The organism is Vibrio sp. T11.5, from assembly GCF_027587155.1.
GTDB classification, from domain to species: Bacteria; Pseudomonadota; Gammaproteobacteria; order Enterobacterales; family Vibrionaceae; genus Vibrio; species Vibrio neptunius.
The window spans coordinates 222,841-246,590 of sequence record NZ_JAPPTP010000005.1 but is presented as its reverse complement, the minus strand read 5'-3'; the positions used below and the strand labels follow the sequence as shown (position 1 = coordinate 246,590).

15 protein-coding genes are annotated in these 23,750 nt (G+C 46.5%); 11 read left to right on the top strand and 4 right to left on the bottom strand.

What is annotated here, in order from left to right; all coding sequences use genetic code 11:
- Positions 1–41: 41 nt before the first annotated feature.
- Positions 42–1,856 (top strand): ricin-type beta-trefoil lectin domain protein, encoded by a 1,815-nt coding sequence (locus tag OH455_RS08090; protein ID WP_045975617.1) that lies wholly within the window; start codon positions 42–44, stop codon positions 1,854–1,856.
- A 66-nt stretch (positions 1,857–1,922) separates the two neighbouring features.
- Here the strand turns inward: OH455_RS08090 and OH455_RS08085 are convergent, their stop codons facing one another.
- Complete coding sequence (locus OH455_RS08085) at positions 1,923–3,926, bottom strand: M4 family metallopeptidase (RefSeq protein ID WP_269981008.1); 2,004 nt, start codon at positions 3,924–3,926, stop codon at positions 1,923–1,925.
- A gap of 753 nt (positions 3,927–4,679) precedes the next feature.
- Here OH455_RS08085 and OH455_RS08080 point away from each other — a divergent pair.
- Genes OH455_RS08080 through OH455_RS08060 form a run of 5 tightly spaced genes read left to right on the top strand, consistent with a single transcriptional unit; the run spans position 4,680 to position 10,305 of the window.
- A complete protein-coding gene (locus OH455_RS08080; RefSeq protein ID WP_269981007.1) occupies positions 4,680–5,813 on the top strand; it encodes an efflux RND transporter periplasmic adaptor subunit in 1,134 nt (377 codons plus the stop codon).
- On the top strand, positions 5,806–7,077 hold the full coding sequence (locus OH455_RS08075; protein ID WP_269981006.1) for a TolC family protein: 1,272 nt from the start codon (positions 5,806–5,808) through the stop codon (positions 7,075–7,077). The genes OH455_RS08080 and OH455_RS08075 overlap by 8 nt, the downstream gene beginning before the upstream one ends.
- Positions 7,074–8,288, top strand: a complete 1,215-nt coding sequence (locus OH455_RS08070) for an ABC transporter permease (RefSeq protein WP_269981005.1) — start codon at positions 7,074–7,076, stop codon at positions 8,286–8,288. Before OH455_RS08075 ends, OH455_RS08070 begins: the two co-directional genes overlap by 4 nt.
- Positions 8,289–8,291: 3 nt before the next feature.
- Positions 8,292–9,575 (top strand): ABC transporter permease, encoded by a 1,284-nt coding sequence (locus OH455_RS08065; RefSeq protein WP_269981004.1) that lies wholly within the window; start codon positions 8,292–8,294, stop codon positions 9,573–9,575.
- Positions 9,576–9,600: 25 nt separating this feature from the next.
- Positions 9,601–10,305 carry an ABC transporter ATP-binding protein gene (locus OH455_RS08060; protein ID WP_029236211.1) on the top strand — a complete coding sequence of 235 codons (705 nt, stop codon included), beginning with the start codon at positions 9,601–9,603 and terminating at the stop codon, positions 10,303–10,305.
- A 27-nt stretch (positions 10,306–10,332) separates the two neighbouring features.
- Here OH455_RS08060 and OH455_RS08055 read toward each other — a convergent pair whose 3' ends face one another.
- The 3 genes from OH455_RS08055 to OH455_RS08045 all read right to left on the bottom strand — a co-directional run bounded on the left by OH455_RS08055 (position 10,333) and on the right by OH455_RS08045 (position 14,169).
- Positions 10,333–10,566: a hypothetical protein gene (locus OH455_RS08055; RefSeq protein ID WP_206371994.1), complete on the bottom strand. Its 234-nt coding sequence runs from the start codon at positions 10,564–10,566 to the stop codon at positions 10,333–10,335.
- A gap of 10 nt (positions 10,567–10,576) precedes the next feature.
- Positions 10,577–12,619: an NHL repeat-containing protein gene (locus OH455_RS08050; RefSeq protein WP_269981003.1), complete on the bottom strand. Its 2,043-nt coding sequence runs from the start codon at positions 12,617–12,619 to the stop codon at positions 10,577–10,579.
- Positions 12,620–12,987: 368 nt separating this feature from the next.
- Positions 12,988–14,169, bottom strand: a complete 1,182-nt coding sequence (locus tag OH455_RS08045) for a lytic polysaccharide monooxygenase (protein ID WP_269981002.1) — start codon at positions 14,167–14,169, stop codon at positions 12,988–12,990.
- 437 nt (positions 14,170–14,606) lie between these two features.
- Between OH455_RS08045 and OH455_RS08040 the strand changes: the two genes are divergently transcribed.
- From OH455_RS08040 to OH455_RS08020, 5 genes are all read left to right on the top strand, one after another.
- Positions 14,607–16,490 carry a methyl-accepting chemotaxis protein gene (locus OH455_RS08040; RefSeq protein WP_269981001.1) on the top strand — a complete coding sequence of 628 codons (1,884 nt, stop codon included), beginning with the start codon at positions 14,607–14,609 and terminating at the stop codon, positions 16,488–16,490.
- 179 nt (positions 16,491–16,669) lie between these two features.
- Positions 16,670–18,112 (top strand): trypsin-like peptidase domain-containing protein, encoded by a 1,443-nt coding sequence (locus tag OH455_RS08035; RefSeq protein WP_443088591.1) that lies wholly within the window; start codon positions 16,670–16,672, stop codon positions 18,110–18,112.
- A gap of 163 nt (positions 18,113–18,275) precedes the next feature.
- A complete protein-coding gene (locus tag OH455_RS08030; RefSeq protein WP_045975606.1) occupies positions 18,276–19,796 on the top strand; it encodes a M28 family metallopeptidase in 1,521 nt (506 codons plus the stop codon).
- A 327-nt stretch (positions 19,797–20,123) separates the two neighbouring features.
- Positions 20,124–22,019: a methyl-accepting chemotaxis protein gene (locus tag OH455_RS08025; protein WP_269981000.1), complete on the top strand. Its 1,896-nt coding sequence runs from the start codon at positions 20,124–20,126 to the stop codon at positions 22,017–22,019.
- 27 nt (positions 22,020–22,046) lie between these two features.
- Complete coding sequence (locus tag OH455_RS08020) at positions 22,047–23,717, top strand: pyridoxal phosphate-dependent decarboxylase family protein (protein WP_269980999.1); 1,671 nt, start codon at positions 22,047–22,049, stop codon at positions 23,715–23,717.
- The last annotated feature ends 33 nt before the right edge of the window (positions 23,718–23,750 follow it).

Below are 23,750 nucleotides of genomic sequence, written 5' to 3'. Positions count from 1 at the left end.
TGGCTGATAAAACACGAAAACTAACAACGTAGAGTTATATAATGAAAAAAATCATCACCTTGTTGTCTATCTCGGTGCCTTTGACCGCTATTGCGGACAATACAGGCATAGATGCGTTTATGACGGATTTTCACGCCAATCCGCAAAAAGTCATGGATGCGTTACCAGAGAAAGAAGGAGACGAATATCAAACCATGAGCGCTGAGGATCTTGAGCGTTTCAGAGATCAAATGCGCGAAACGGTTATGGAAAGAGCGGAGCCAGTTATTGCTCCTCGATTCTCTGCAAACCTCAACAACGACAACCCAGCTCGTTTGGTTGATGTCGGTAATGCGCTGATTCGTAATCTGGTTGAATTGGATAACGCTGCACCAGATTCGAAGTATCTGGATGTTCAGCCTTGGTCTGATACTTACTGGCCTCTGTACTCTGGTGCAGCGGCTTGGCGCTACTCTGACCGTGAACTTTATGCGTCAGATTGGCAGGAATACTACGACTTTTCACACACTATCAAACCGCTAGAGAGTTACTCGAATGAGCAGCGCCACTTACTATCTCCAGCAGAAAAGTATGATTTGTTGGTTGGCGATAAAAACTTTACGCTGACCAAGCGTTCGTGGGATTCAGGTAAAGGTTACTATGAGTCTCAGGGCAAAGTAGAGCGCTGGATGGGGCTTTGTCATGGCTGGGCAGCCGCGGCTTACATGCTTCCTCGTCCTGAAAAGTCGATTACAGTGCCTGATGCAAACGGAGAGATGCTCAAATTCTATCCGTCAGACGTCAAAGCTCTAGGCACACTGCTTTGGGCAGAAGCGCCGTTCAATACACGTTTTATCGGTGGTCGCTGTAATATTAAGGATCCTGAAAAAGACGAAAATGGCCGTGTTATCGAACCTGACTGTGTCGACAACAACCCGGCAAGCTGGCACTTATCCGTACTAAACCAGATCGGTATTACTGGTCGTAGCATGATTATGGATGCGACATACGATTACCAAGTATGGAACCAGCCTATTCTTGGTTATCAGGTTAAATACTTTAACCCAGAGACCAACCGTTCATCAGGCAATCCAGCCGATGTGACTATCGCGATGGCGGACTACAAAAAAGATAAGTTCACCCAGTATCGTGCATCACGTGCTGTCTCAGTCGTTGGTGTACAGATGGTAGTTGATTACATGGTAGAGACGAATCCAACTCATCGAAACTACGACAAGCCTAAGCTTGATGGTGTCTCGCGAGTGACGTATTACTACGACCTAGAAATTGACGCGCAAGGCAATGTCATCGGAGGCGAGTGGTATCAGAATCGTCATCCTGATTTCCTTTGGACACCGACCCCTGAAGCGGTAGCGAAGTCTTATTATGATGGCAGTGGTGAATGGGATGTGACTCAGCCAATTCCACAGAGCTGGCAAGACCGAGCGCCTAAAGCGTCTCGTTACACTCAACCTATGACTTCTGTGGTTTCAGCTTTGTTTAGCGCGGCTTCAGGCGACGAACAACCAGCCGAGCAATGGAAGCAAATTGCTACTCAGGGTAGCCAGTGTCTTGACGTTGAAGGAAGTTCTGCGACACCAGGAGCACGAGTGTATGGCTGGAGCTGTCACAGCGGTGACAACCAATTATGGCAGTTGACAGCTGAAGGCAAGATGATCAGCAAGGTAGCACCAGGTTTGTGTCTGGATCAGCAAGGGACAAGTATCACTATGGAAACTTGTAGCCAGCGCCCGAATCAGACATGGAGAATGGAAAATGGCCAGCTGAAAAATAGTGTTGATAACGCTTTGAAATGGAATTCCAATAGCTGGTTGGTCCAAGCTGATGTTGACGGCAGTCAGTGGTCTTGGAAATAAGATACTAAAACAGTAACTATGTTCTCCTGACTAAAGAGCCCGCTTGCGGGCTCTTTTTTTATCCGCTTATTGTAGGCAGCTGCCTTCAAATGACCAGTACCAATAGTTACTGTAAGGATCGGCGCCCCAGTTGGTTTGGGTAGCGATAAAGCGGTTCCCGTAGGACTGCACCTGAGTGCCTTGTGGGTAATAGTAATACGGTGACCATTCTTCTAAGTTAGCACACAAGTCCTGTGGTTCTGGTGTCGGTTGTTCGAGATAGGCACTAACGCCAACATAAGCATCTGAAGCGCTACGCGCACCTGTGACCATCACATAAACATCGGCATTCGCGACACCGCTGAAACCACAATATTCGTTGTTATCACGGTTGGTGGACGCACAATCATGATCCGACAGTGAAGCAGGACGATTTATCGCGACATACATATCAACATTGCCATAACCGTTATAGGTTTGTACCCAGATATCCTCAGATGGGGCATTCTTCAGTACGAAGTGTTGCACGTCATTACCCGCTGATTGAATCGCACTTGGCGTATTGATTTGTAGACTAACGATATCGGGATTTGGTGTCGGTTCAGGATCTGGGTGTCCAGCCGAACATTGTGTCACCTGAATCCCCACCTGAGCGAACGCATGGCTTACCGCCGAAGTGTCGTAACCCAGCTCATTAGCTGCTTTACAAACCCCTTCTGCACCTTGCTGAAAATCAGAGTTTGGTCGCCAGTAAAGTTGGTTAGCTGTGGCATAGGCAATAAACGCTTTTTTGATGTCCCAGTTTGAGCTGGTGGCAAGATGATAAAATGCCTTGTTGAAGACACCAGAGCTGTGGTGGACGTCGATACCATTGTAATACTGGTTGATATGGTCAATGGAGACGCCGTCTTTGCTTGGCTGAATAAAGTAACGCATGGCATCAGAGTACTTCATGACATGTTCGCCCATTTTCCAGTTGAAGCTACCGTGCACGTACTGGCTGAGTGCGGCCGCAGCGACATCAGAAAAGGACTCATTCATCCCACCCGACATACCACGGTATTCCAGCCCAGAGTTTTGCTCGGTAAAACCATGGCTGACTTCATGCGCAATCACATCCCAGGTGGCGAGTGGATACATTGATTGGTTACCATCACCAAAGGTCATTTGGCGACCATCCCAGAACGCGTTGCCGTAGTTGGAGCCATAGTGCACACGCATGGTCAGTTTCTGGCGAATAGGTCGGGTGTTGAGCCAATCCATGTACATATCGAAAACGCGCTGACCGAAGTAGTGTGCATCATTCATCGGTGCATAGGCACCGTTTACGCTACGGTAGTTGTTGACGTTACAGTCAAACTGATGAACTTGCCCACCGTATTGCTGGTTGTTCATGTTGAGTGTGATGACATTTGGGCTATCCATTTGGCAGTATTGGTTTACTTCAAAGCCGCCATATTGGGTTTTAGGTCCGAAGTAGTAACGGCCACTTTTCCTATTGCCGCCCGGTCCTTCGGCTTCAATGAAAGCAATCCCTTCCCATCGATCAAGCACGTCACCAGATTTGGCATCGACAAGTGTAATCGGCCTTGAAGGGCCCATTCCACTCATTTGAATAAAGTCCACTTTGTAGACCAAACGAGCGATATCTTGCTCATCTTGCCAGATCATGAGTTCTGCGTTTGGGTCGCGAATCGCTTGAGAGGCAAAACCTTTGCTATTGCCTTTTGCCAGCTCTATCGCTTGCTTCGCGTTGAGCATGGGTAAGGTAGAACCAATATCGGCGTCAATGTCGGTCAGGACTGAGCCATCAACCGGTGTCACTGTACCTTGAGCGGAAACCTGAGCAACTAAAGACTGGCCGTAAACTGGTACACCATAATGTAGTTGTTGTTTGCGAAGTAATGTTTGTGGGCCCGCTTTAACACGACTGGCATCCTGATAAGCCAGAGGCTGGTTAGGTGCTGAAAATGCCCGAGCAGTTGGCGGATTGAGGACCTGAGAAAGGTCAACTTGCGAGTAGTCAACAACGTTGGCAGCTTGAGAAGCGAATGCCATTGGAAACAGCATAAGTAAATTAGCGTTACGCATACTTCACCTTTGGAATTGTTTTTTAATTGATTGGGGTAAAAAGTGCGTGCTTAGAGTAGTGACAGTTCGCTAAAAACGTAAATGCAATTGATTTTATATGATGCTTGCATGCAAAACATTTAAACGTTTCCTAGGTAAATGAGATGCCGATTCGAGAAATGATCATTTCCATTTTATGTTGGGTGTTATTTGGTCGTGTATGGCAGGTTCCAAAAACAAATATCCCAATCAAGAACTTCATACTTAACCCTTTAAATTCAGCACCTTAATCTTAAAAGAATCCTTTTTTTTGTTTTGTGTCGATTGGCTACTTATCCCTGTTTCAGGTTACTCACAGACTCACTTTGCTGTTCAGGGTATGCAATTAATGAATGAGGCAAGGAGATAAGTGGAGGACTGATACTGTTCAATGTACCGGCGATGATCTGGGGAGTGACAGATCGGGTGATTTAGCAGATAGGTTCGTTCAGGCCGTCTACCTAGCAATCCGATCTGGCACAACAAGGTTAAGAGCATCGTTGGGCAATGACATAAAATGTCGTTCATGATTTGTCAGAATAGATTTAGATTAATTTACTTTCTTGTCGCTCAACCTAGGTGTATTACTTAGGCTGCTTTTTATTGTCAGGACAAGCCGACAAAGTCATACAATCTGCGGCTGTCTTTGGTGAGTCAGTACGTTGTATGATTTTCGGAACTTAATAACCTCAGCGTAGTCAGACGGCTACACATAATAATCATTGGAAATAAAGCATGGCTAAACGTTGGCTGTTGCCTGTTGCGAGCATCGCACTGCTCGCTGGTGGCACGTATTTTTATCTGCAATCTTCTGCTCAGCCAGAGGTGATACCTACCTTGGTTGTGGAGAAAGGTACTATCGAGAAGGAAGCCGTGGCGGTAGGTAAAATTGTTCCAGCACATTCGGTGTCTATTAAATCGCAGATCGACGGTATTGTTGGAGAGATTTACGCTCAGGTCGGAGAGAACGTCAAGCAGGGACAGGCACTTATTAAAGTGCGCCCAAACCCTACGCCAAAAGCACTTACCGATGCGTCTACAGAGTTGATGAGCAGTGAGGCGGCGTTGGAGTCAGCGAAACAAAAGTTGGTTAACTTAGAAAGTCTGGTTAAGCAAAATATTATTCCAAGCAACTACGATGATTACGTCAGTGCACGATCAGACGTCAAATCGGCACAAGCAACGGTGCTACAAAAACGTCAAAACCTAGAGCTGATTCAAAGTGGTGAAGCATCGATAGGTGATGCTCGTCTGACTTCGACCATTTATGCGCCGATTGATGGCACGGTGTTAAACCGAAAAGTAGAAGTAGGCGAGCCAATTATTTCGACTGAGTCGAGTCAGGCTGCAACGGAAATGATGTCTATCGCGGACATGAATAGCTTGATCTTTAAAGGTAGTGTCAGTGAGCATGACGCTGCGCAACTGACCTCGGGTATGCCGGTTCTGATCACCGTAGCGCCTTACCCTGATCTTCAAATTGAAGGGGTACTGACTAAGGTGGCCATTCAGTCGGAAAACCTAAACTCCCCACAGGACACGTCGACTGCCAAAAGTTTTGATAACGGCTTTGAAGTTGAGGTGGGTGAGTTAAACATTCCCCAAGACGTTATGTTGCGCTCCGGGTTTTCTTCAACCGCAAAAATTACGTTGAAGAGATCTGAAAACGTGCTGACTTTGCCTGAGCGAGCACTGCAGTTTGAAGGTGACATGCCAAATGTATTAATCCCTGATGACTCTGAGAGCGGGTACCACAAACAGCAGGTCAAGCTTGGCTTATCTGACGGTATCAATGTTGAAGTTTTGCAAGGTGTTGAACTTGGAGAAGCTATTCTCGATAGCAGTATGGTGGGAGCCTCTCATGGTTAAACGTCACCTGTCATTGATTGGTTGCAGTTTACTGTTGACGACCTTGAGCTTCCCTAGCTCTGCTATTTCGATTGAACAAGCGTGGAAGCAAGCGAAACAGAGCGATCCCGATTACGAGAAAGCCAAGATTGGTGTTCAAATCGGTGAGGTCGGGGTTACTTCCAGCCGCAGTTCGTTACTGCCTTCTTTGAGTGCGACCGCGTCATCAAACTGGAATGAAGACAGTGACAACACGAACACCTACGGAGCAACGTTATCTCAAACATTATGGGACAGCAGCCTTTGGTCTGACTTAGATGAAGCACAAGCTAACTACCTGACAACAGAGTTGGAGTTATCTCAGGCTCACAATGAATTAGCTCAGAAGCTATTGGCTACCTATCTTGATCTGGCGAGTGCGCAAGGCGATCTTCAATTGGCGAGAAATAAGCTAGAAGAAGGTAATAAGCTGCTGAAGATTATAGAAAAACGCTATCAGGCCGGTAAGGTAAAATCGATTGATGTTGAGGAAATTCGTGCCACTCTGGTGACGGATAAAGCCGGTATCCTCAGCGCGCAGGCACAGTTAGAAGAGAAAAGAGCAGAGCTGGGGGCACTCATCAATCAGATGCCCGAGCGTGTTGATCAAATTCGTACCGACAACCTGATTCAGCCTCCAATGTTAGTGGATTCCAAGGAGCAATGGCTCAAGTTGGCGAAAGACAGTAGCCCAGAGTTGTTAGTCGCTGCGCAAAAAGTCAAGGCGAGCGAATTTGCGCGCCAATCAGCGCAAGGCGGTTATTACCCAACGGTAAAAGGAAATGTGGGCTACAGTGATGATGACAAATATTCTAACGGAGAGTTTAGTGCCGGGCTCACCTTGAGTGTACCGATTGATCTCAATGGTGCGACGCGCGCTAAGGTCGACCAAGCGTCTCTGAATATATTGAGTGCGAAGCAGGACTTGCGCAAGGTTGAAATTGATATTCAGAAACGCATTGTTCAGCAGTTTACTCAGGTTGATATCAACTGGAATCAGGTTCTGATGGCCAATGAGGTGGTTGCGTCTCGAGCTAAGGTGCTGAAAAGTAAAGAAAAACTCTACGATGCGGGACTTTTGGATGCGTCGGAAGTGATTACGGCTCATAACAATCTGTTCGATGCGAAAAACCGTTTGCAAAACAACCTGTATAACTACTGGCGTCAACGAGTGAGTTTGCTGCAAACGGCTGGTAAGCTCGATGATAATACGATGACGCTCATATCGCAGGCCTTTCATTCATGAGTAGCTTGCTCCAGCAAACCTGGCAGACGCTGATCGCGCATCGGATGAAAAGTATTCTGGCGATCATTGCCATCGCTTGGGGTGTGATCTCTGTGGTGGTGTTGATAGCACTTGGTGAAGGCTTCTACCGCCATCAAAGCCAGTCTTTTTCATTTATGGTCAATAACGTGCAGGTGGTTTTCCCGTCTCAAACCAGTAAACCTTGGCAAGGGTTACCAGCGCGTCGTGCAATCGCTATTCCACAGGATAAAGTCGAAATGATTAAGCAATCGGGCTTTGTTCACGACGTCGCATCTGTGTATGCCAAGTGGGATGCCAGTGTCACCAACATCAAAGGGCAAAACTTAGCTCGCGCCGTGAGTGGGATTGACCCTTCTTACTTTACTCTTGCGCAGCGTAAGCTTCAGACGGGCTCTCGCAATATTTCACCGAGTGACATTGCAAGTCACACTCGTGTTGCTGTTTTGGGCGATCAGATTGCTCAAATGGGTGGTATTGGGATTGGTGAGGAGGTCAAAGTTAATGGCATTCCATTCTTGGTCATTGGTGTACTCAGTGATGAGGACTCCGGCATTTCTTTTGGTGATAGTCGCAGAGTTTTCATCCCGCAAACCACCTATCGCGATCTATGGAACGCTAAACCTTGGATGCTGTTGATGAAACCGGTTGATGGTATGGACTCTGCCACATTTCGAGAGCGTATTGTGCGCTTTTACGCTAAGCAGCTTCACTTTGACCCAAGTGATAAAGATGCCGTGTACTTGCCTGATTTTAGTGAAGGGGCGGCCGTAATCAGTGGTATTCTTCGTGGGATTCAAATATTTCTTGGCGCTAGCGGTGCGATGACGATGGCGGTGGGAGCGCTTGGCGTGGCGAATATTATGTTTTTGTCTGTTACCGAGCGCACCCGAGAAATCGGTGTGCGATTGGCGATAGGGGCTACTCAAGCATCAGTACTGAGCCAGTTTATTATCGAAGGGTTAATACTGGTCGCCGTTGGAACGGCTATAGGCTTAACCATTTCGTTTGCATTGGTTGCGCTGTTGGGCACAGTGACTTTACCAGAGTGGATTGGCTCACCAGTGATTACTCCCGATTCGATTGCATTATCGTTACTGGTCACTGTGATTTTGGCGCTGATGGCGTCCTACTTTCCCGCAAGAAGAGCATCGCGTCTAACGCCGGTGTTAGCGCTGAGTGCGAGGGCTTAAATAATGTTGCTTCCAATGAGACAAATTTTTCAGGAAATGGCAGCAGAGAAGCTGAGACTGGGGCTAACAATCCTAGCAGTTGCTTGGGCGACTTTGTGTATTGCTGCTATGTTGGCTGTGGGAGAGGGCATTCGCCAAGGAGTGTTAAAAACTGCGCAAAATGGTAATGGCAATCTGATATACCTGACGGGCGGTATGGCAACGGTAGATCATGGCGTGTTCCATCAAGGTAAGCCACTAACGCTCAAAATCGATGATTCCGATGTGGTTAGCGCGCTACCAGAAGTTAATGCTGTAGCGCCGACGGCATTATGGGACGAGCGTATTACGGTCGGCGATCGCGGCACATGGCGAGAGCCACTTGCCGTCACTACAGATTTTCAAACTATGACCAATCTTGTCCCACTTCCAGGGGGGCGCTGGCTCAATTCGCTTGACCAAAAAGAACAACGCAAAGTCGTGGTGCTCGGGTACTTATTGGCGGCTGATTTGTTTAACCCTGAAGATGACTTTAATTGGTTTGCGACCGTGACACTGAAAGTCAATCCGGTTGGGCAAAAGGTTAAAATTGGCAGTGAAGAGTTTACCGTAGTGGGTGTACTGAAAAAAAATAGTGCAGATATCGAGCAGGATGAGCCAATCAATTACTCCAGTTTTGTCCCGCTCTCCACCTGGCAGCGTTTCCATATGACTGGCGACATAGCTGGCATCAATGTTCAACCCAAAAGTGGTGTCGATAGAGTTAAGTTAGCGGAAACGATTCGTCAGGTCATTGCACGCAAGCATGGGGCTAGTGTGACTGATCAACAGATTGTTCAAGTAGAAGATATGTTTTTAAAGCAGAAAAGCATGCAGCAGTTTCTTGTTGGCTTGCAGAGCTTTCTTGGCATCATTGGTTTTGTCACACTCGCGGTAGCGGGAGTCGGTATTGCCAATGTGATGTACGCGACTGTGAAACGTTCTACCCGAGATATTGGTGTGCGAATGGCTGTGGGCGCGACACCGACGGCGATTCGGCTCCACTATTTAGTTCAGTCGCTGATGACGATGGTGATGGGGGGAGCGCTGGGGCTTACCGTCACTTACGCATTGGTATCGGCGATTGGTTCTGTCAGTCTAGAAGGCAATGTTTTTTATGAACGTTTAGGCAAACCTGTTCCAGAGCTTTCTTGGATTGTGGTGGCAATTGTGATTGCTACTCTGGTTGTCATAGGCGTGGCGTCAGCGTGGTTGCCAGCGAATCGCGCCGCTAAGGTGACACCTATGGAGGCGTTACAAAGTGAATGATGTGAGCAAAAAATCAGGAGTCATTATGTCAGATAATGCATTGGTTCAACTGACGAATCTTTGTAAGTATTACTCAAGCGGTGAGGTCGAAGTTCGTGCATTAGATGGCGTAGAACTGACGATTGAGCAAGGGGAATTCCTCTCCATTCTCGGCCCTTCAGGTTCGGGAAAGTCGACTCTGATGAATATGCTCGGCTGTTTAGATAAACCAACCGATGGTGACTATTTGCTTGATGGGCAGAACGTAGCAGCACTGAGTGCCAATGAGTTAGCTGGAATACGCAACCAGAAAATCGGGTTTGTTTTTCAAAGCTTCAACCTGCTTGAATACGCTACGGCGCTTGATAATGTCGCGTTGCCTTTAGTCTATTCAGGTATAAAAGCCAAAGAACGTCGTCAGCGCGCGGCCAAACTGCTTGAGCAGGTTGGGCTGGGCGATCGCCTCGATCATAAACCGAATCAGTTATCCGGTGGTCAAAAACAGCGTGTTGCGATTGCGCGAGCACTGGTGAACGATCCGCAGATTATTTTGGCAGACGAGCCAACCGGTGCTCTCGATTCCAAGTCAGGTGCTGAAATCGAAGCTTTGTTTAACCAGTTACATGCGGAAGGACGAACCTTGATTATCGTTACGCATGACAATGCGCTTGCTGAACGCACCAAACGCATTATTACGATTAAGGATGGTAAGGTCATATCAGATAGGCTGCCAGTTTCAGAAGTTGCATAAAAAAGCGAGCCATTTGGCTCGCTTTGCTTAATTTTCATGTGGTGGAGATAAGGTGTGATTAATGGCATGAGCCTGATGAGCGCTGTGCCATTCCTCAAGCTTTTTACGAGTTTCCTTCGAGGAAGGCTGATTGAGGCAGTGCTCAGTCACACACTGATACTGCTGAATGAGCTTGTCATTGGCTTGCACTGATTGTTCAGAAATGTCGGTTGTCGCTTGCTTCAGGCGTTTGGTCTTCGCTTTGTCGAATACTGATGTCATGGTGCTCTCCTTAGCTGATTTTATACACGTTGACGCGATTCAAAGCGCAGTCAGGTAGGTAAAGGGTTTGATTGTGCGCATGAAGAAGGTAGGGCATCCACAGTTCGCCTTTGCTTGGGTCAGCGCCAAATCCACTAAAGCTATCGATAAACTGACCTTGTTGATCGAAGACTTTAATCGCGCGGTTGACCAAATCTGATACAAACAATTTACCCTCATCAAAATCGATGCTGGTTGGCAGCAAGAAGTTGTCGTTATCTGTGCCGTAACCTTGTTGGCCAAAACTGCCTACGTATTTGTCATGACGGTCATAAATGACGACTCGATTGTTGTTCTGATCAGTAATGTATTTTTGTCCGTCTGCCGTGATAGTGATGTCGGTTGGAGTAAAGAAATCGTGGTCACCATGGCCTTTTTGACCAAAGGTACTCACTAGGCCAGCAATTCCCTGAGCGTTTAATCGCCAACGGCAAATACGGTTGTTGCCAGAATCGGCGACGTATATATCTCGGCTGATCGGATCCACCGCGATCCCTTGAGGTTTAAACAGTTGCCAGTCGGCGTGACCTAACCCCCCAAAGTAGCTGAAAGGCACCAATTCGCCGATCAATTCGTTGTATTGGTAAATGGTAATAATACCGCTGATATAGTTACTTACAACCAATAAGGGTAGCTCAGGGTTAAGCTGTCCAATTAAGGGCTTGGCAGGCGTAAGCGAGCAGATACCCAAAGAACCAGGAAGAAGAGGTAAGCTGCCCGGTCTTGCCGCATCGGGTTGGCTGCGCTCAGTAGCCTGAAGTTGATAGTTACCGGCATCTACTAACCAAAGCAGTTGGTTTGGGTCATCGAATTTGTCACCAAGGAAGATACGTACCCAGGTTTGCTGCCATCTTTGCGTCCATTCGATCTGCGTGCTCAATGTCATCGATACCCAGGATGGTGCATCGAGTTGATGGATTGAGTTGAGCCATTTATCTTGCTGCTGGAAGTGTTGATCCCACCATTCACTGACTATAGGATACTGGCTGGTGTAGCCCCCTTGAGCGATTGGTGAGGTGTCACCAGCAACCGAAGTCACAAAATGAAGCTGGCCTTTTCGATCCCGCTCATCACCTAACTGGTCGATTACTAACGTTGTTGTTGGCTGCTCTGGTGATAAGTCCGACCAATTCACTTTATGAATTTGGAGTGAAGCGAGAATGGGCTCTGTGATCAGCAATACGTCCTGATGCATCTTGGTGACCTGAATCGGTGAGAAGAATCCACTCAAACTGCCTGAGAAGTGCCCGTCGATATCGTAAACCGCAACGGAGTACTGCTTCGCCCCCGGTATGAGTATGCGGTTGTCGATGATTGACACATCACGAGCAAGGTCGATATCGTCTAGGTACGTTTTTCCGCTGGAAAATGGGATTGGGTTTCCATCCCAGTCACAGCGAACCACAGTAGAGAACCCAGTATTCGCAACATATAAGTATCCATTGTTATCGCAGCTAAGGCCCTGTGGCCACAGGAAATGCACTGGTTGCTGTGCATTGACGACGTCAATATTTTTTAGCCAGTTGCCATTTTCGTCGAACACGACCAAACGACTTTCGTTGTCAGGCCCTTCGTAAAATTCATCAGCGACACATAGTTTCCCGTCATAAAACGCTAGTCCATTAGGCCCTTCGAGGTGAACGGGGTCACCGGCACCGAAGCGGTGAATGGAATGAATGTTGAGCGCTTGATTGTATTCAAGGATATGGATGCGTTTGTTGGCGATGTCACTGACATAAATCCATGGTTTTTCTGGATGAGGAAGAAGGCGAAAAGGCATATTAAACTGTTGGCTGCCACTTCCCACCGAGCCGAAACTGGCGAGTAACTTTTTCATTTTTCTATCAAACACCAACACACGATTGTGTGCCGTGTCTGCTAGCCAGATGCGGCCGAAGCGATCGATGCAATTGCCTACTGGTGTACTAAGAGAAACATTGCCTGCCGTTCGGCAGGGAAGATTGGGCAAGTGGGTGACCTGCTTGCCAATATAGGTATGATACGCGATTCCCATGATTCTAGCCTTTTGACGTGATTGTTATGTAATCAAATTAATAACTCTAGCAGTCAAAAATGACAGTTCCACATTATGATTTACATTACCGATTGGTCTTGTAATTGGAGTAATGTTTTTGCAGGTTAGGTTAAATTGTGCTCAGAGTGTTGCATATTGGTTGCGGAATAAGTTGCTATAACACTTATGGTTGTTACCTTTACATCAGGTATCCGTCGCGATGGCGACGTTGCAAACAATTATCAGCGGAGAAAGAGAGGATGAAGCGCAGAGGGGGGTACTCAGCCTCTCTGTGGCTCCTCGATAAGCCAGCGTCCCCGAGGCGTCCTCGGGGATGAGAATAAGTACCAAAAAAGAGTAAGGTTAGACTAGCGCCAGACTCCCCAGTCGCCTGTTGTGCCGGGCTCTTCACCACGTGTCCACCACTGTGCGGTCCATGCGCGGCCTTTGTGAGTCACTTGCTCTCCCTCAGAATAAGCCCGCTGAGCTGACCAAGCGTTATCGGGCTGTGTTGGAGGAGGCGTATCCCCTTTGACTAAAGATAACTGATGGTTGAAGTTCGCCGCTGGAGCATGAACTTGATTCCTGTAGATATTGGATGAGTCGAACATGTAGTGGTTCATTTCATCATGCCAGATTCCAATAAACCAAGATCCATTGGTGACGCTGTTAAATTGACCAGCCAGTTCTGCTGACCAAATCTCTTCACTGGTATTGTTAGCCGTGATTGCCAACGAGATGTCTTGCTGCTCACTGCCGTTTTTATCAAAAGTACGAAAACGCACAGTGTCGCCAGACTCCAGAGGCCCAAACCCTTGTGGAACGAAATACCCTAGTGCGGAAAGATCGTTACCCGGAGCGGTGGGGTCGGTTGGCTCAGTCGGTGTGCTGCCATCGCCACTGAAGGTAATGTCGCTACAATTGTAGAATCCCTCACCTGCGGGGTCTTCACGTTGCCAGCGGGTATAGAGAACGGCATGCCCGTTTCTATCAGCGGGTAGAGTAACCGTAATGCGGTACTTTTGATTTGCATCGACGGCGACATTACCTGCAGTATCAACCAAATCTAAGTCTGCCCATGTGAGTGGCTGGCTGTTGTCGTATTCGGGCTTGCTCAGATAAAACTCCCAGTACGACGGGTTGTGTGGCGCTGTGGCGTTAAACACCAATTCAAATTGATTGCTGGTATCTAATGACAGCGCTGTTTTCTGCCAATGCGGTGAAGCAACATCGAGTCCAGCTTTCGCATTATCTCCGCCACTACAAAGTGTTCCGTCTCTAACGATGGCTTGTACGTGGGCCATATCTCGGTAGTTGGCGACATTTGCAGCCACCTCATTTCTCTGAACGAAGGGATAAGCACCAGACTGGTCGAACGCGGCCTGACAGGCTGAATTTGGGATACGATCATCCCAGAACCCACCATCAAGATAGCAAATATTTTGACGCGCGTTTGGGTACTCAACCCAGCCATGAGCGGCGACATTGACTGAAGAGAGGGCCGTCAGACAACCCAAGGTAGCTAAACTGACATTCAAACAGGATTTCATAACTTTTCCTTGTAATAGTGGTAGAACAATTGAAAGCACTTGTAGCGTGCTAACAGCGATCTCAACCTAGCAAGTAATTTATAAATTCGTGATGTAAAGTGGCTAATTATTGGGCGCTTTGATGTCAAATTGCCGTATTGTTCGCATGGATAAGTAATGTATTGTTGAACGTAGGTTTTCTTTTCGAGTCACTTCAAACAATGTTGTTGTTGTTTTGAATCATGAATCGTCGCTGAGCCTTAAACCGTTATTACTTCAATAACGACAGACCGTATCTTGTTTTATTTTAAAGTGTGAAATAAATCCGTGATAAGCATACAAAGAATGGCTCTTGAAGTAGGGTGCACAAAGCAGGTGAGTTATCTTTGCATTTGTGTAGGTGAGCAACTAAAGCTTAGTACTACATGGTGATAAAAATAATCAAACAAGGTTGTTCTATGTTTAAAAACTTGTCTTTAAAAAATAAACTGGCATTGTCAGCCAGTGTTGCCATCATAGTGGGTGGTTTGTTGGTAGAGCTGCTGTCCTTTCGGGCGTCATTACAACGCTTAGATATCGAAGTGACTCAACGACTAGAAAGTTCTACTGCTTCTTACAACCAGTATGTGTCGGATTGGATTGAATCTAAAGAACGAGCACTCACCTCAATCGTACCGGATGCCAATATGGCGTCGATAGTGAGCAATCTCAAACAGGTGAAAAACTCTGCAGGTTTAGACAATGTGTTTCTCGCCTACCCTGACGGCTCTCAGGACAATGCTAATGGTGTCGTCCTCCCTCCAGGGAATGATGATCCGCGCAAATGGGGGTGGTATATCAATGCGATGAAAAATCCATCAAAGGTCTTTATGGACAACCCAACGGTAGCAGCGGCAACGGGGGCTAATGTTGTCTCTTTAGGTAGTGTTGTCAGCCTAGGTGGTGAAAACGTGGTGTTAGGAGCTGATGTTGAAATTACCGATATTATCTCCGGGCTAGATAAGGTAATCCTACCAGGTGAAGGGTACATGTTTATTGCTAATCAGCAAGGCAATGTCTTTACTCACAAAGAGACTAAATTGCTTAACCAACCTGTTCAGCAGCTTGGTTTAGACTTCGGTGTTATCCAGCAAGCGATGAGCTCTGGCAGTGATGTTTATACAGACGTGAATGGCGAGTTAAGTGTTGTTTACGCTGCGCAAATTCAAGGTACTCCGCTTATCACAGTCACTGTATTGAACCGCGAGTCGTTAGTGGCGCCTTTATATAGCGCAGTGTGGGGGCAAATCGCAGTGACTATTGTGGTGGTGATTGTCTGTACTTTCCTATTTAACATGCTGTGTGGCATCTTGTTCCGCCCACTAACCAATGTCTCAAACGCGCTCGAACAGATTGCGCATGGCAGTGGCGATCTTACGCAGAGACTAAAAGTAGACAGTAACGATGAAGTCGGCCAGCTCGCCAGTAATTTCAACACTTTTGTTGGTAGTATGCACCAGCTCATTGCGCATATCCGTGAACAATCACAGCAGTTATCACAGCAATCAGAAGTCAGTAACCAGCGTTCGAATCGAAATGTCGATGAGATAAACCACCAACAGCAGGAAATCACTATGGTGGCAACGGCTGTTACTGAGATGGCGTCTGCTACTGCCGAAATTGCTTCCCACGCAGAGCAAACCGCACAATCTGCACAAGGTTCGGCGAAAAGTACGGAAAATGGACGTACGGTTGTGCTTGAGAACAAAAACTCGATTAACCGTCTTGCTAACGAGCTGCAAGAAGCGAGTAATGTCGTCGGAGAGTTAAACCGCCACTCTCAGGATATTTCTACGGTTCTGGCAACTATTCAGGGTATTGCTGAACAAACCAACTTGCTGGCATTGAATGCGGCTATTGAGGCTGCACGTGCTGGTGAGCAAGGGCGAGGCTTCGCGGTTGTCGCTGACGAAGTGCGAGTGCTTTCACAAAGAACACATGATTCAACCGAAGAAATTAAAGCGACAATCGATACATTGCAAGTCACAACCGGTAGTGCGGTTAAATTGATGGAAAACAGTTCTGCTCTGGCCACGCATTCTGTCGAAGATGCCGATAAAGCGAGTGTGGCACTGGAAGAAATCAATACGGCAGTGCGGACCATTAGTGACATGGCGACACAAATCGCGACGGCGGCAGAAGAGCAAACCCATGTAACAAACGAGATCACACAAAATATTACCTCGATTAAAGATGTCGCTGATCAGTTAGTAAATAGTGCTCAGGAAAGCTCTCAAGAAGCGGGCACAGTGAAGGGGCTGTCTAGCGAGTTAATGGCTAAGGTTTCGACATTTAAGCTCTGATATATCAATAAATTACATCTTGACTAAGGCACTCATTGAGTGCCTTTTTATTCAAATTTACAACGCGACCTGTTCAATTTTCTTTACTCTAAAATTATTATGCAATTGATTGCTTATTTGTTTTTTCGGCATATGTTTGTTTTTGGGACCACACAAATAAACAAAAAAAGGAATAAACAATGAAGACAAATTTATGCAACGTTGGGTTGGCTATCGCATGTTTCTTCACTCCCATCGTGATGGCAGATACAGCGTTGCCCGTCATTGCTGATGAAGTGAAGTTCACTATGTCAGATGCAGAATTGACGGGTATCTCGAGTCAGCACTTGAGTCAGATAGTGAAACATGAAGGGGCTGAATTCATTAAATTGCACTTCAAAAAACTCTCACTTCCGAAAGGGGCGATTCTACGACTTACATCTGCCACTACGGATGAAGTCGTTGAGTATAGTGACAGTCAGCTAGATTGGTTTGCACAATCTATCTCAGGCGATGCACTTGTTATTGAACTGATAGCGAATGAACAAGGCCTGCAAGGACAGTTTGAACTCGATTATTACATGGCGGGTAAAGACTCGGCTGAGCAGGAAATGTCGACCCTATCCACTTGTGGAGTTAACGAACGAAGAGATGTGGCGTGTTGGCAGGACTCGCATCCAGAAAAAGTAGCATGGACAACCCCAGTCGCGCGATTGTTGATCAATGGCCGTAGTCTATGTACTGCATGGCGGGTAGGCCCAGACAACCGGATGTTTACCAACAACCATTGTGTGGATAGTGAAACGGAACTAAAAAACACCGAGGTCTGGTTTAACTACCAACGCACAACGTGTAATGGTGCGATGTCGACCACTGTTAAAGTTATGGGTGATCAGATACTTAGTACAGATTATGAGCTGGATTATACGCTGTTTACCGTTGCTGATTTTGCCAAAATTGCTTCGTTTGGTTACCTAGGTTTGGACGCTTCTGAGCCGACCTATGGCGATGGTATCTATATTCCTCAACACGGTTCAGGTAACCCGAAAGAACTTGCTATTGAAAGCGATCAAAATGGGTCTGGACTTTGTCAAATCGATGTTGCTTCAGCCAATGGCCGTGGAGCCAATACCGATACAGGTTACTTTTGTGACACCATAGGTGGCTCTTCAGGCTCCCCTGTGCTTAAAGCCAGCAGCAATAAAGCGATTGCGCTGCATCACTTTGGTGGCTGTGAAAATCAAGGAGTGAAAATCAGTAAAATCTGGCCGAAAGTCGCGAGTCACTTTAACAACACTCTGCCCGATGGCATGGTTGAGCAACCTGGAAGTGATATTACTGAGCTGAGTTTAGATACTCCGTTGTCAGGTCTGACACTAGCAAAAGGTGAGCAGAAAATGTATGTCCTGCGCTCAGATAAGAGAACGTCTGATGTTACTGTGTCGATTGCCTCGGGAACTGGTGATGCTGACCTTTATGTTCGTTCAGGACTTCAACCAACCAGAAGTGCCTACGATTGCAGACCATATCGCTCAGGTAACACGGAGTCGTGTGACGCAGTGAAGGCAGGTGAAGACCTCTATATCATGCTCAATGCTTACAGCAATTTTTCGGGTGTGACTTTGTCAGTCACGGCAAAATAGTCTGAGTCAAGATAGGGGCAGTTCTTTGCCCCTATTAACCAATTCATGTATTGATAAAAAGATGACAACCTATTGTTACGCTTTGGTATAAGACGAATAATTCTCAAAATGTAAATAAATATCCTAAGTTTTGGTGATTTTATAAAACTCCATGGAGGAGAAAATGAACTGCACTAAAACGCTTTTGGCGATGACACTTTCTACGGTTGTCATCCAAGTACATGCAGAAGATAAAGTATGGATATCAATTGGTGCTGATGCCTCTAAAACGGTAGCGAAATCAGGAGCACAAGCTGTACTACCGCATTCACTGGCTAGCGGTGGTGAGGTTTGGGTCGGTCAGGTCGATGAAACTGAACTGGCTGAATTATCTCACAACATGCATGAAGAACATCATCGTTGTGGCGGATACATGGTTCATGCTTCAGCGCAGAGTGCGATGGCTGCGAGTGCAATGCCCTTAGTCCTCAATACTTTTTCAGCGCCCGCTATTTCTCAGCAAGCTACTGTTAATGCTTGGCTACCTCAGGTTAACCCAGCACAAATCACTGGTACCATCAATTCGCTGACGAGCTTCAACAACCGTTTTTATACCACTACTTCTGGTGCTCAGGCTTCTGATTGGATTGCCAATGAATGGCGTTCTTTGGTTTCAGGGATTTCCAATGCCAGTGTTGAGCAGGTTTCTCACGCAGGTTATAACCAGAAGTCTGTGATTTTGACTATTCAGGGCTCAGAAAACCCTGATGAATGGGTGGTACTTGGCGGTCATCTAGACTCGACGATTGGCTCACGAACGGATGAACATACGATTGCCCCAGGTGCCGACGATGACGCTTCGGGCATTGCAAGTGTGACGGAAATCATTCGTGTATTAGCTGAAAACAACTTCAAGCCTAAACGCTCAATGGCCTTTATGGCATACGCCGCTGAGGAAGTTGGGCTGCGTGGTTCTCAGGATATCGCCAACGCCTATAAGTCTCAGGGCAAAAATGTTGTGTCTGTCTTGCAATTGGATATGACGAACTATCAAGGTTCTGCACAAGATATTGTCTTTATTAACGATTACACCGATAGTAGTCTGACTCAGTTCTTGGCCAATCTACTCGATGAATACCTTCCATCACTGAGTTATGGCTATGATCGTTGTGGTTATGCGTGTTCAGATCACGCTTCTTGGCACAACGCAGGGTATTCTGCCGCGATGCCTTTCGAGTCCAAATTCAATGACTACAACCCTAAGATTCATACGCCTCATGATACTCTGGAGAATTCGGATCCAACGGGGGCTCATGCAACCAAGTTTACCAAGCTGGGCCTAGCTTACGCCGTTGAGATGGGCAGTGCTTCTGGCGGCACACCGCCCCCTCCGACCGATAACATTCTAAAGGATGGTGTTCCAGTTGCTGGTCTATCGGGATCAACAGGTAGTGAAGTTGCTTACCGTTTTGAGCTGACGTCGACAAAAACACTCGACATCAAAACATCGGGTGGTTCGGGGGATGTGGATTTGTATGTCAAGTTTGGCTCAGCAGCCAGTAAACAGAATTGGGATTGCCGACCATACCGCTATGGAAATAGCGAAACTTGTACATTTAGTAACGCGACTCCGGGGACGTATCATGTGTTGTTAAACGGATATTCTTCATTTAATGGTGTCACGCTTGAAGCTTCTACTCGCTAAGCGCAAATAATGAATGGCTCGCTGTTGAGCCATTCTTGTCCAATATTTATTGTTAAGGTTTTGAATATATGAGGTAAATAGTGCGAATTCTCCCGCTTTAATCCTCTTTTTCTCCGCTAACAATATAATAAATTTATATAATAATGGTTGTATATATTTGTGATATCAAGCTAAGGTAATTAAGTTGGCTGGGTGTAAAGACGGTTTGAAGGTGGGCACAAGCTCACGATTTGCCGATTATTCGGCAAGCCATATACGAATTAAAATGCAAACCGGAATTCATCCTTACGTTCTTTATATCGCTCGTTCAAGCAGTGAGGAGGCGTAATGAATATAGGTTTTAAAACGCGTATCTATCTTGGTGTTGGGTTGCTAGTGACGATTTCTCTGATTGTCCTTGGCACGCTCAATATTCTATCCATGAAAGAAAAAATGGTCACGTCTTTGGTCAATGAGACTGAAAACAAACTGAGTTTTCATGTGACCGAACTCGAACAGTTGATGCAGTTCCGTATCAATGCAATAGCCACTGGAGCAGAGCAATTTACTCCTGACCTCTCTGACTCTGAAAACCAGAAATTGGTCAATTTACTTGCCAAAAGCACTGGGATTTCCAATGTCATCATGACCTATGAGGACGGACGGAACTATATGTCTGTCGAGAGTAGTAATCGATTCGACTTCAGGACCCGTGATTGGTACAAAGCCGCCAAAACAGCTTCTTCTGTGGCGTTGAGCGATATTTATCAAGATAAAGTCACCGGAGAAAAAGTCGTCAGTGCCACTATGCCAGTGAAACAAGGCGGTCAAGTTGTAGGCGTTTTGCTCGGTGATATCCAGTTAGGTGAAATCATCAGTACAGTGAGTAACATGCGTTTTGCTGGTGGTGCAGCAACGCTGACCGACCAAAATGCGGTGTTTTTTGCTAGTGATGATCCCAATGATATTGGTCGGACACCATCTCAGGTTAGCCCGAACTTTATTGCCATGGAGCGGATGTTTAGCTCTCGGCAAAATGGCCATCTAAACTTCCCGTACCTTGGCATTCAGTTTGATGGCTATTTCCAGCGAGTGAATCTGACAGATAATATGTACTGGACTCTGATGGTGTTCGTTGACCAAGCGACCGCATTGGCACACGTTGACAAAGCTGAGCAAGAATCGATCATTACCGGTTTCCTACTGTTTCTTGTCAGTTTTGGCGCAATTTTTGTCATTCTTCACTACGCCTATAAACCACTGCTCGGCCTAAAGTCAGCGGTATTGGATTTGTCTCAGGGTAATGGGGACTTGACCCAGCGTCTTGAGATAGCCAGTAATGATGATCTTGGACAGATCAGTCTGGGTTTCAATCAGTTTGTAGAAAACCTTCAGCAGATGATGTTGCAAATTTCAAATGCTAGTGAAAGTATCTCGTCTAGCCTAGTTCAGCTTGGTCAAACGGCGAGAGAGAACGAGTCGAAGCTTCTCAATCATTCTAGTGAAACAGAGCAGGTTGTGACTGCGATCACTGAGATGAGTGAAAGTGCACGCAGTGTGGCTGAAAACGTTCATCAGTCCAATCGTATTACTGAAGGCGCGAGCGGCGAGGCACAGTCTTCCTTGAATATCGTCAACAATGCAGTGTCGACGGTCAGTGCTTTAGTCACGGAAGTTGATGATATGTCAAACCGAATTGTCAGTATGAAGCAGGATGCCAATCGTATCAGCGACGTATTGACAGTGATCGGTGAAATCTCAGAACAGACCAATTTGCTGGCATTGAATGCGGCTATCGAAGCGGCTCGAGCAGGCGAACAAGGTCGTGGCTTTGCTGTCGTTGCCGATGAGGTGAGAGCGCTCGCAGCTAGGACACAGAACAGTACGACTGAAATTTCCGATATGTTGAGCCAACTACTTGATGGTACCGAAAGCGTCGTTCGCGCCATGGAGGCAACGAAGGAGCAGTGTGAGACCACCGCGAAGAAAACGTCAGAGGTGTCTGAAAGCCTCGGTATGATGACGGTATCCGTCAAAGAGATTGACGATGTCAGTACACAGATCTCAGCGGCAACCGAAGAGCAAAGCACGGTTGCTGAAGAGCTAAGTCGCAATATGCTCTCCATCAGAGAGATTGTTGAATCGCTAGTGACCAGCGGTCAACAAACTGTCTCAGCAACGGAGTCGCTCAGTGAATCCAATCATGAACTAGAAAGGTTAGTCGCCAACTTTAAATTACGATGACACTTTTAAGCCACCAGGAGGTGATGTATGAATCATGCAGCAACACTCAAGAAAGATGGCTTAAAAGCGAACGCGTTATCGCCTTATTATGTGGAGAAATATAATGAGGTGATACGCCGTTTCTTTAGTCGCGACAAACAGTTATGGCCTCTGTTTTCTTGTCCGGAAGTGAGTATGCTGGCGAGTAGAAAGTCACCATTTTCTAATGAAGACTACCGTCAGTTGGTAAAAGCTTTGTGTCAACGACAAGATATTCCCGAGCTAATGAATGCTCCGACGGAAGCATTTGACCCGCTTGCTTTGTTTGTCGCCCATCATAGTAAAGATTGGCAAGATCCAAGGTCAGTGGAAAATGTTATCTCTACCCCCTGTGACCCAGCGATTCACGGAGCGATGTTGGCAACAATCAAAAACCCCAATTTGGTCTATAGCGAATACGCCGGTATGGCTATAGAGTTGGAGAGAATGGTTGTGCGTCAGATTGCTCAACTAGCAGGCTATGATCCCCAGACTGCTGGCGGTTTGTTTACCCAAGGCGGTACTTTTTGCAACCTATATGGTTACCTGTTTGGCATGCGTAAAGCATTCCCAAAATCGAAATCTGAAGGGGTGGCGGGTCGGCGATTTTGTATGGTCAACTCCGAATCAGGTCATTACTCGAACATGACTAACTTGTCTCTTCTGGGGATTGATCTCGAAAGGCAGGTAATTCGGGTTCGTATTAATCGTAACAACCAGATCTGTCTCAACGACTTAGAGCGACAGTTAGAAACGTGCTTTAAGCAGGGCATTGCTGTTCCTACAATTATGCTCACCTGCGGTACGACTGACACGTTTGCGATTGATGATGTTCAGCAGGTGCGCCAGTTGTCTGAACGCCTGTGTCGTAAGTACGAAATTATTCGCAAACCCCACATCCACGTGGATGCAGCAGTTGGCTGGAGTTTGCTATTTTTTCTCGATTACGATCTTCAAGGAAATCCCTTGGCAATAAATGAAGCGACTCTCACTAGTCTACGCTATTTAAAGAAGATGATGGCAGGCCTAAAAGAAGCTGATTCATTTACCGTTGATTTTCAAAAGTGGGGCTATGCGCCCTACACCTCTAGTCTATTGATGGTGCGAAACAAAAATGATTTTGAAGATTTAAGACAGGAGCCAAGCTACTTTTCTTACTTTGAAACTCAACTTCAACAAAAGACGCATCTTCAGTCTACGATAGAGTGTTCACGTGGTGCGGTAGGCGTGTTTTCTGCCTATTCGGCATTACAGTTTTTGGGGAAAGAAGGCTATCAGGTCGTGCTTGCCCATGGGCTACAAAATGCCAACTATCTGCGTATGAAATTGAGGCAGATGCCGGGGTGTAAGGTTGTTTGTTCTGGTAATCATGGACCTTCAGTCGCGTTGCGACTTTACCCCAAAGATACGACCTCAGTCCTACACCTTTATGAAACAGAGCTCGCGATTAAGCAAAGCGACTCTGCCGTAGATGATTTAGTTAAGAACACGCTTTACCACAGAAATCACTTTCTTAAACGACAAGGGCAAGGGTTGAATACAAACTGGGTCGAGTCAATCGCTCATACCGATTACGATTACCAAGGACACTGCATAGCGTTACCTGGCGAGAAGGCGGTGTTTCTTAACCCGTATACCTCCCGCAAGCATATTGATGATTATTGCCGTTTATTTGGATAGAAATTCAGAGAATGAATGATTTGCACACTGCGG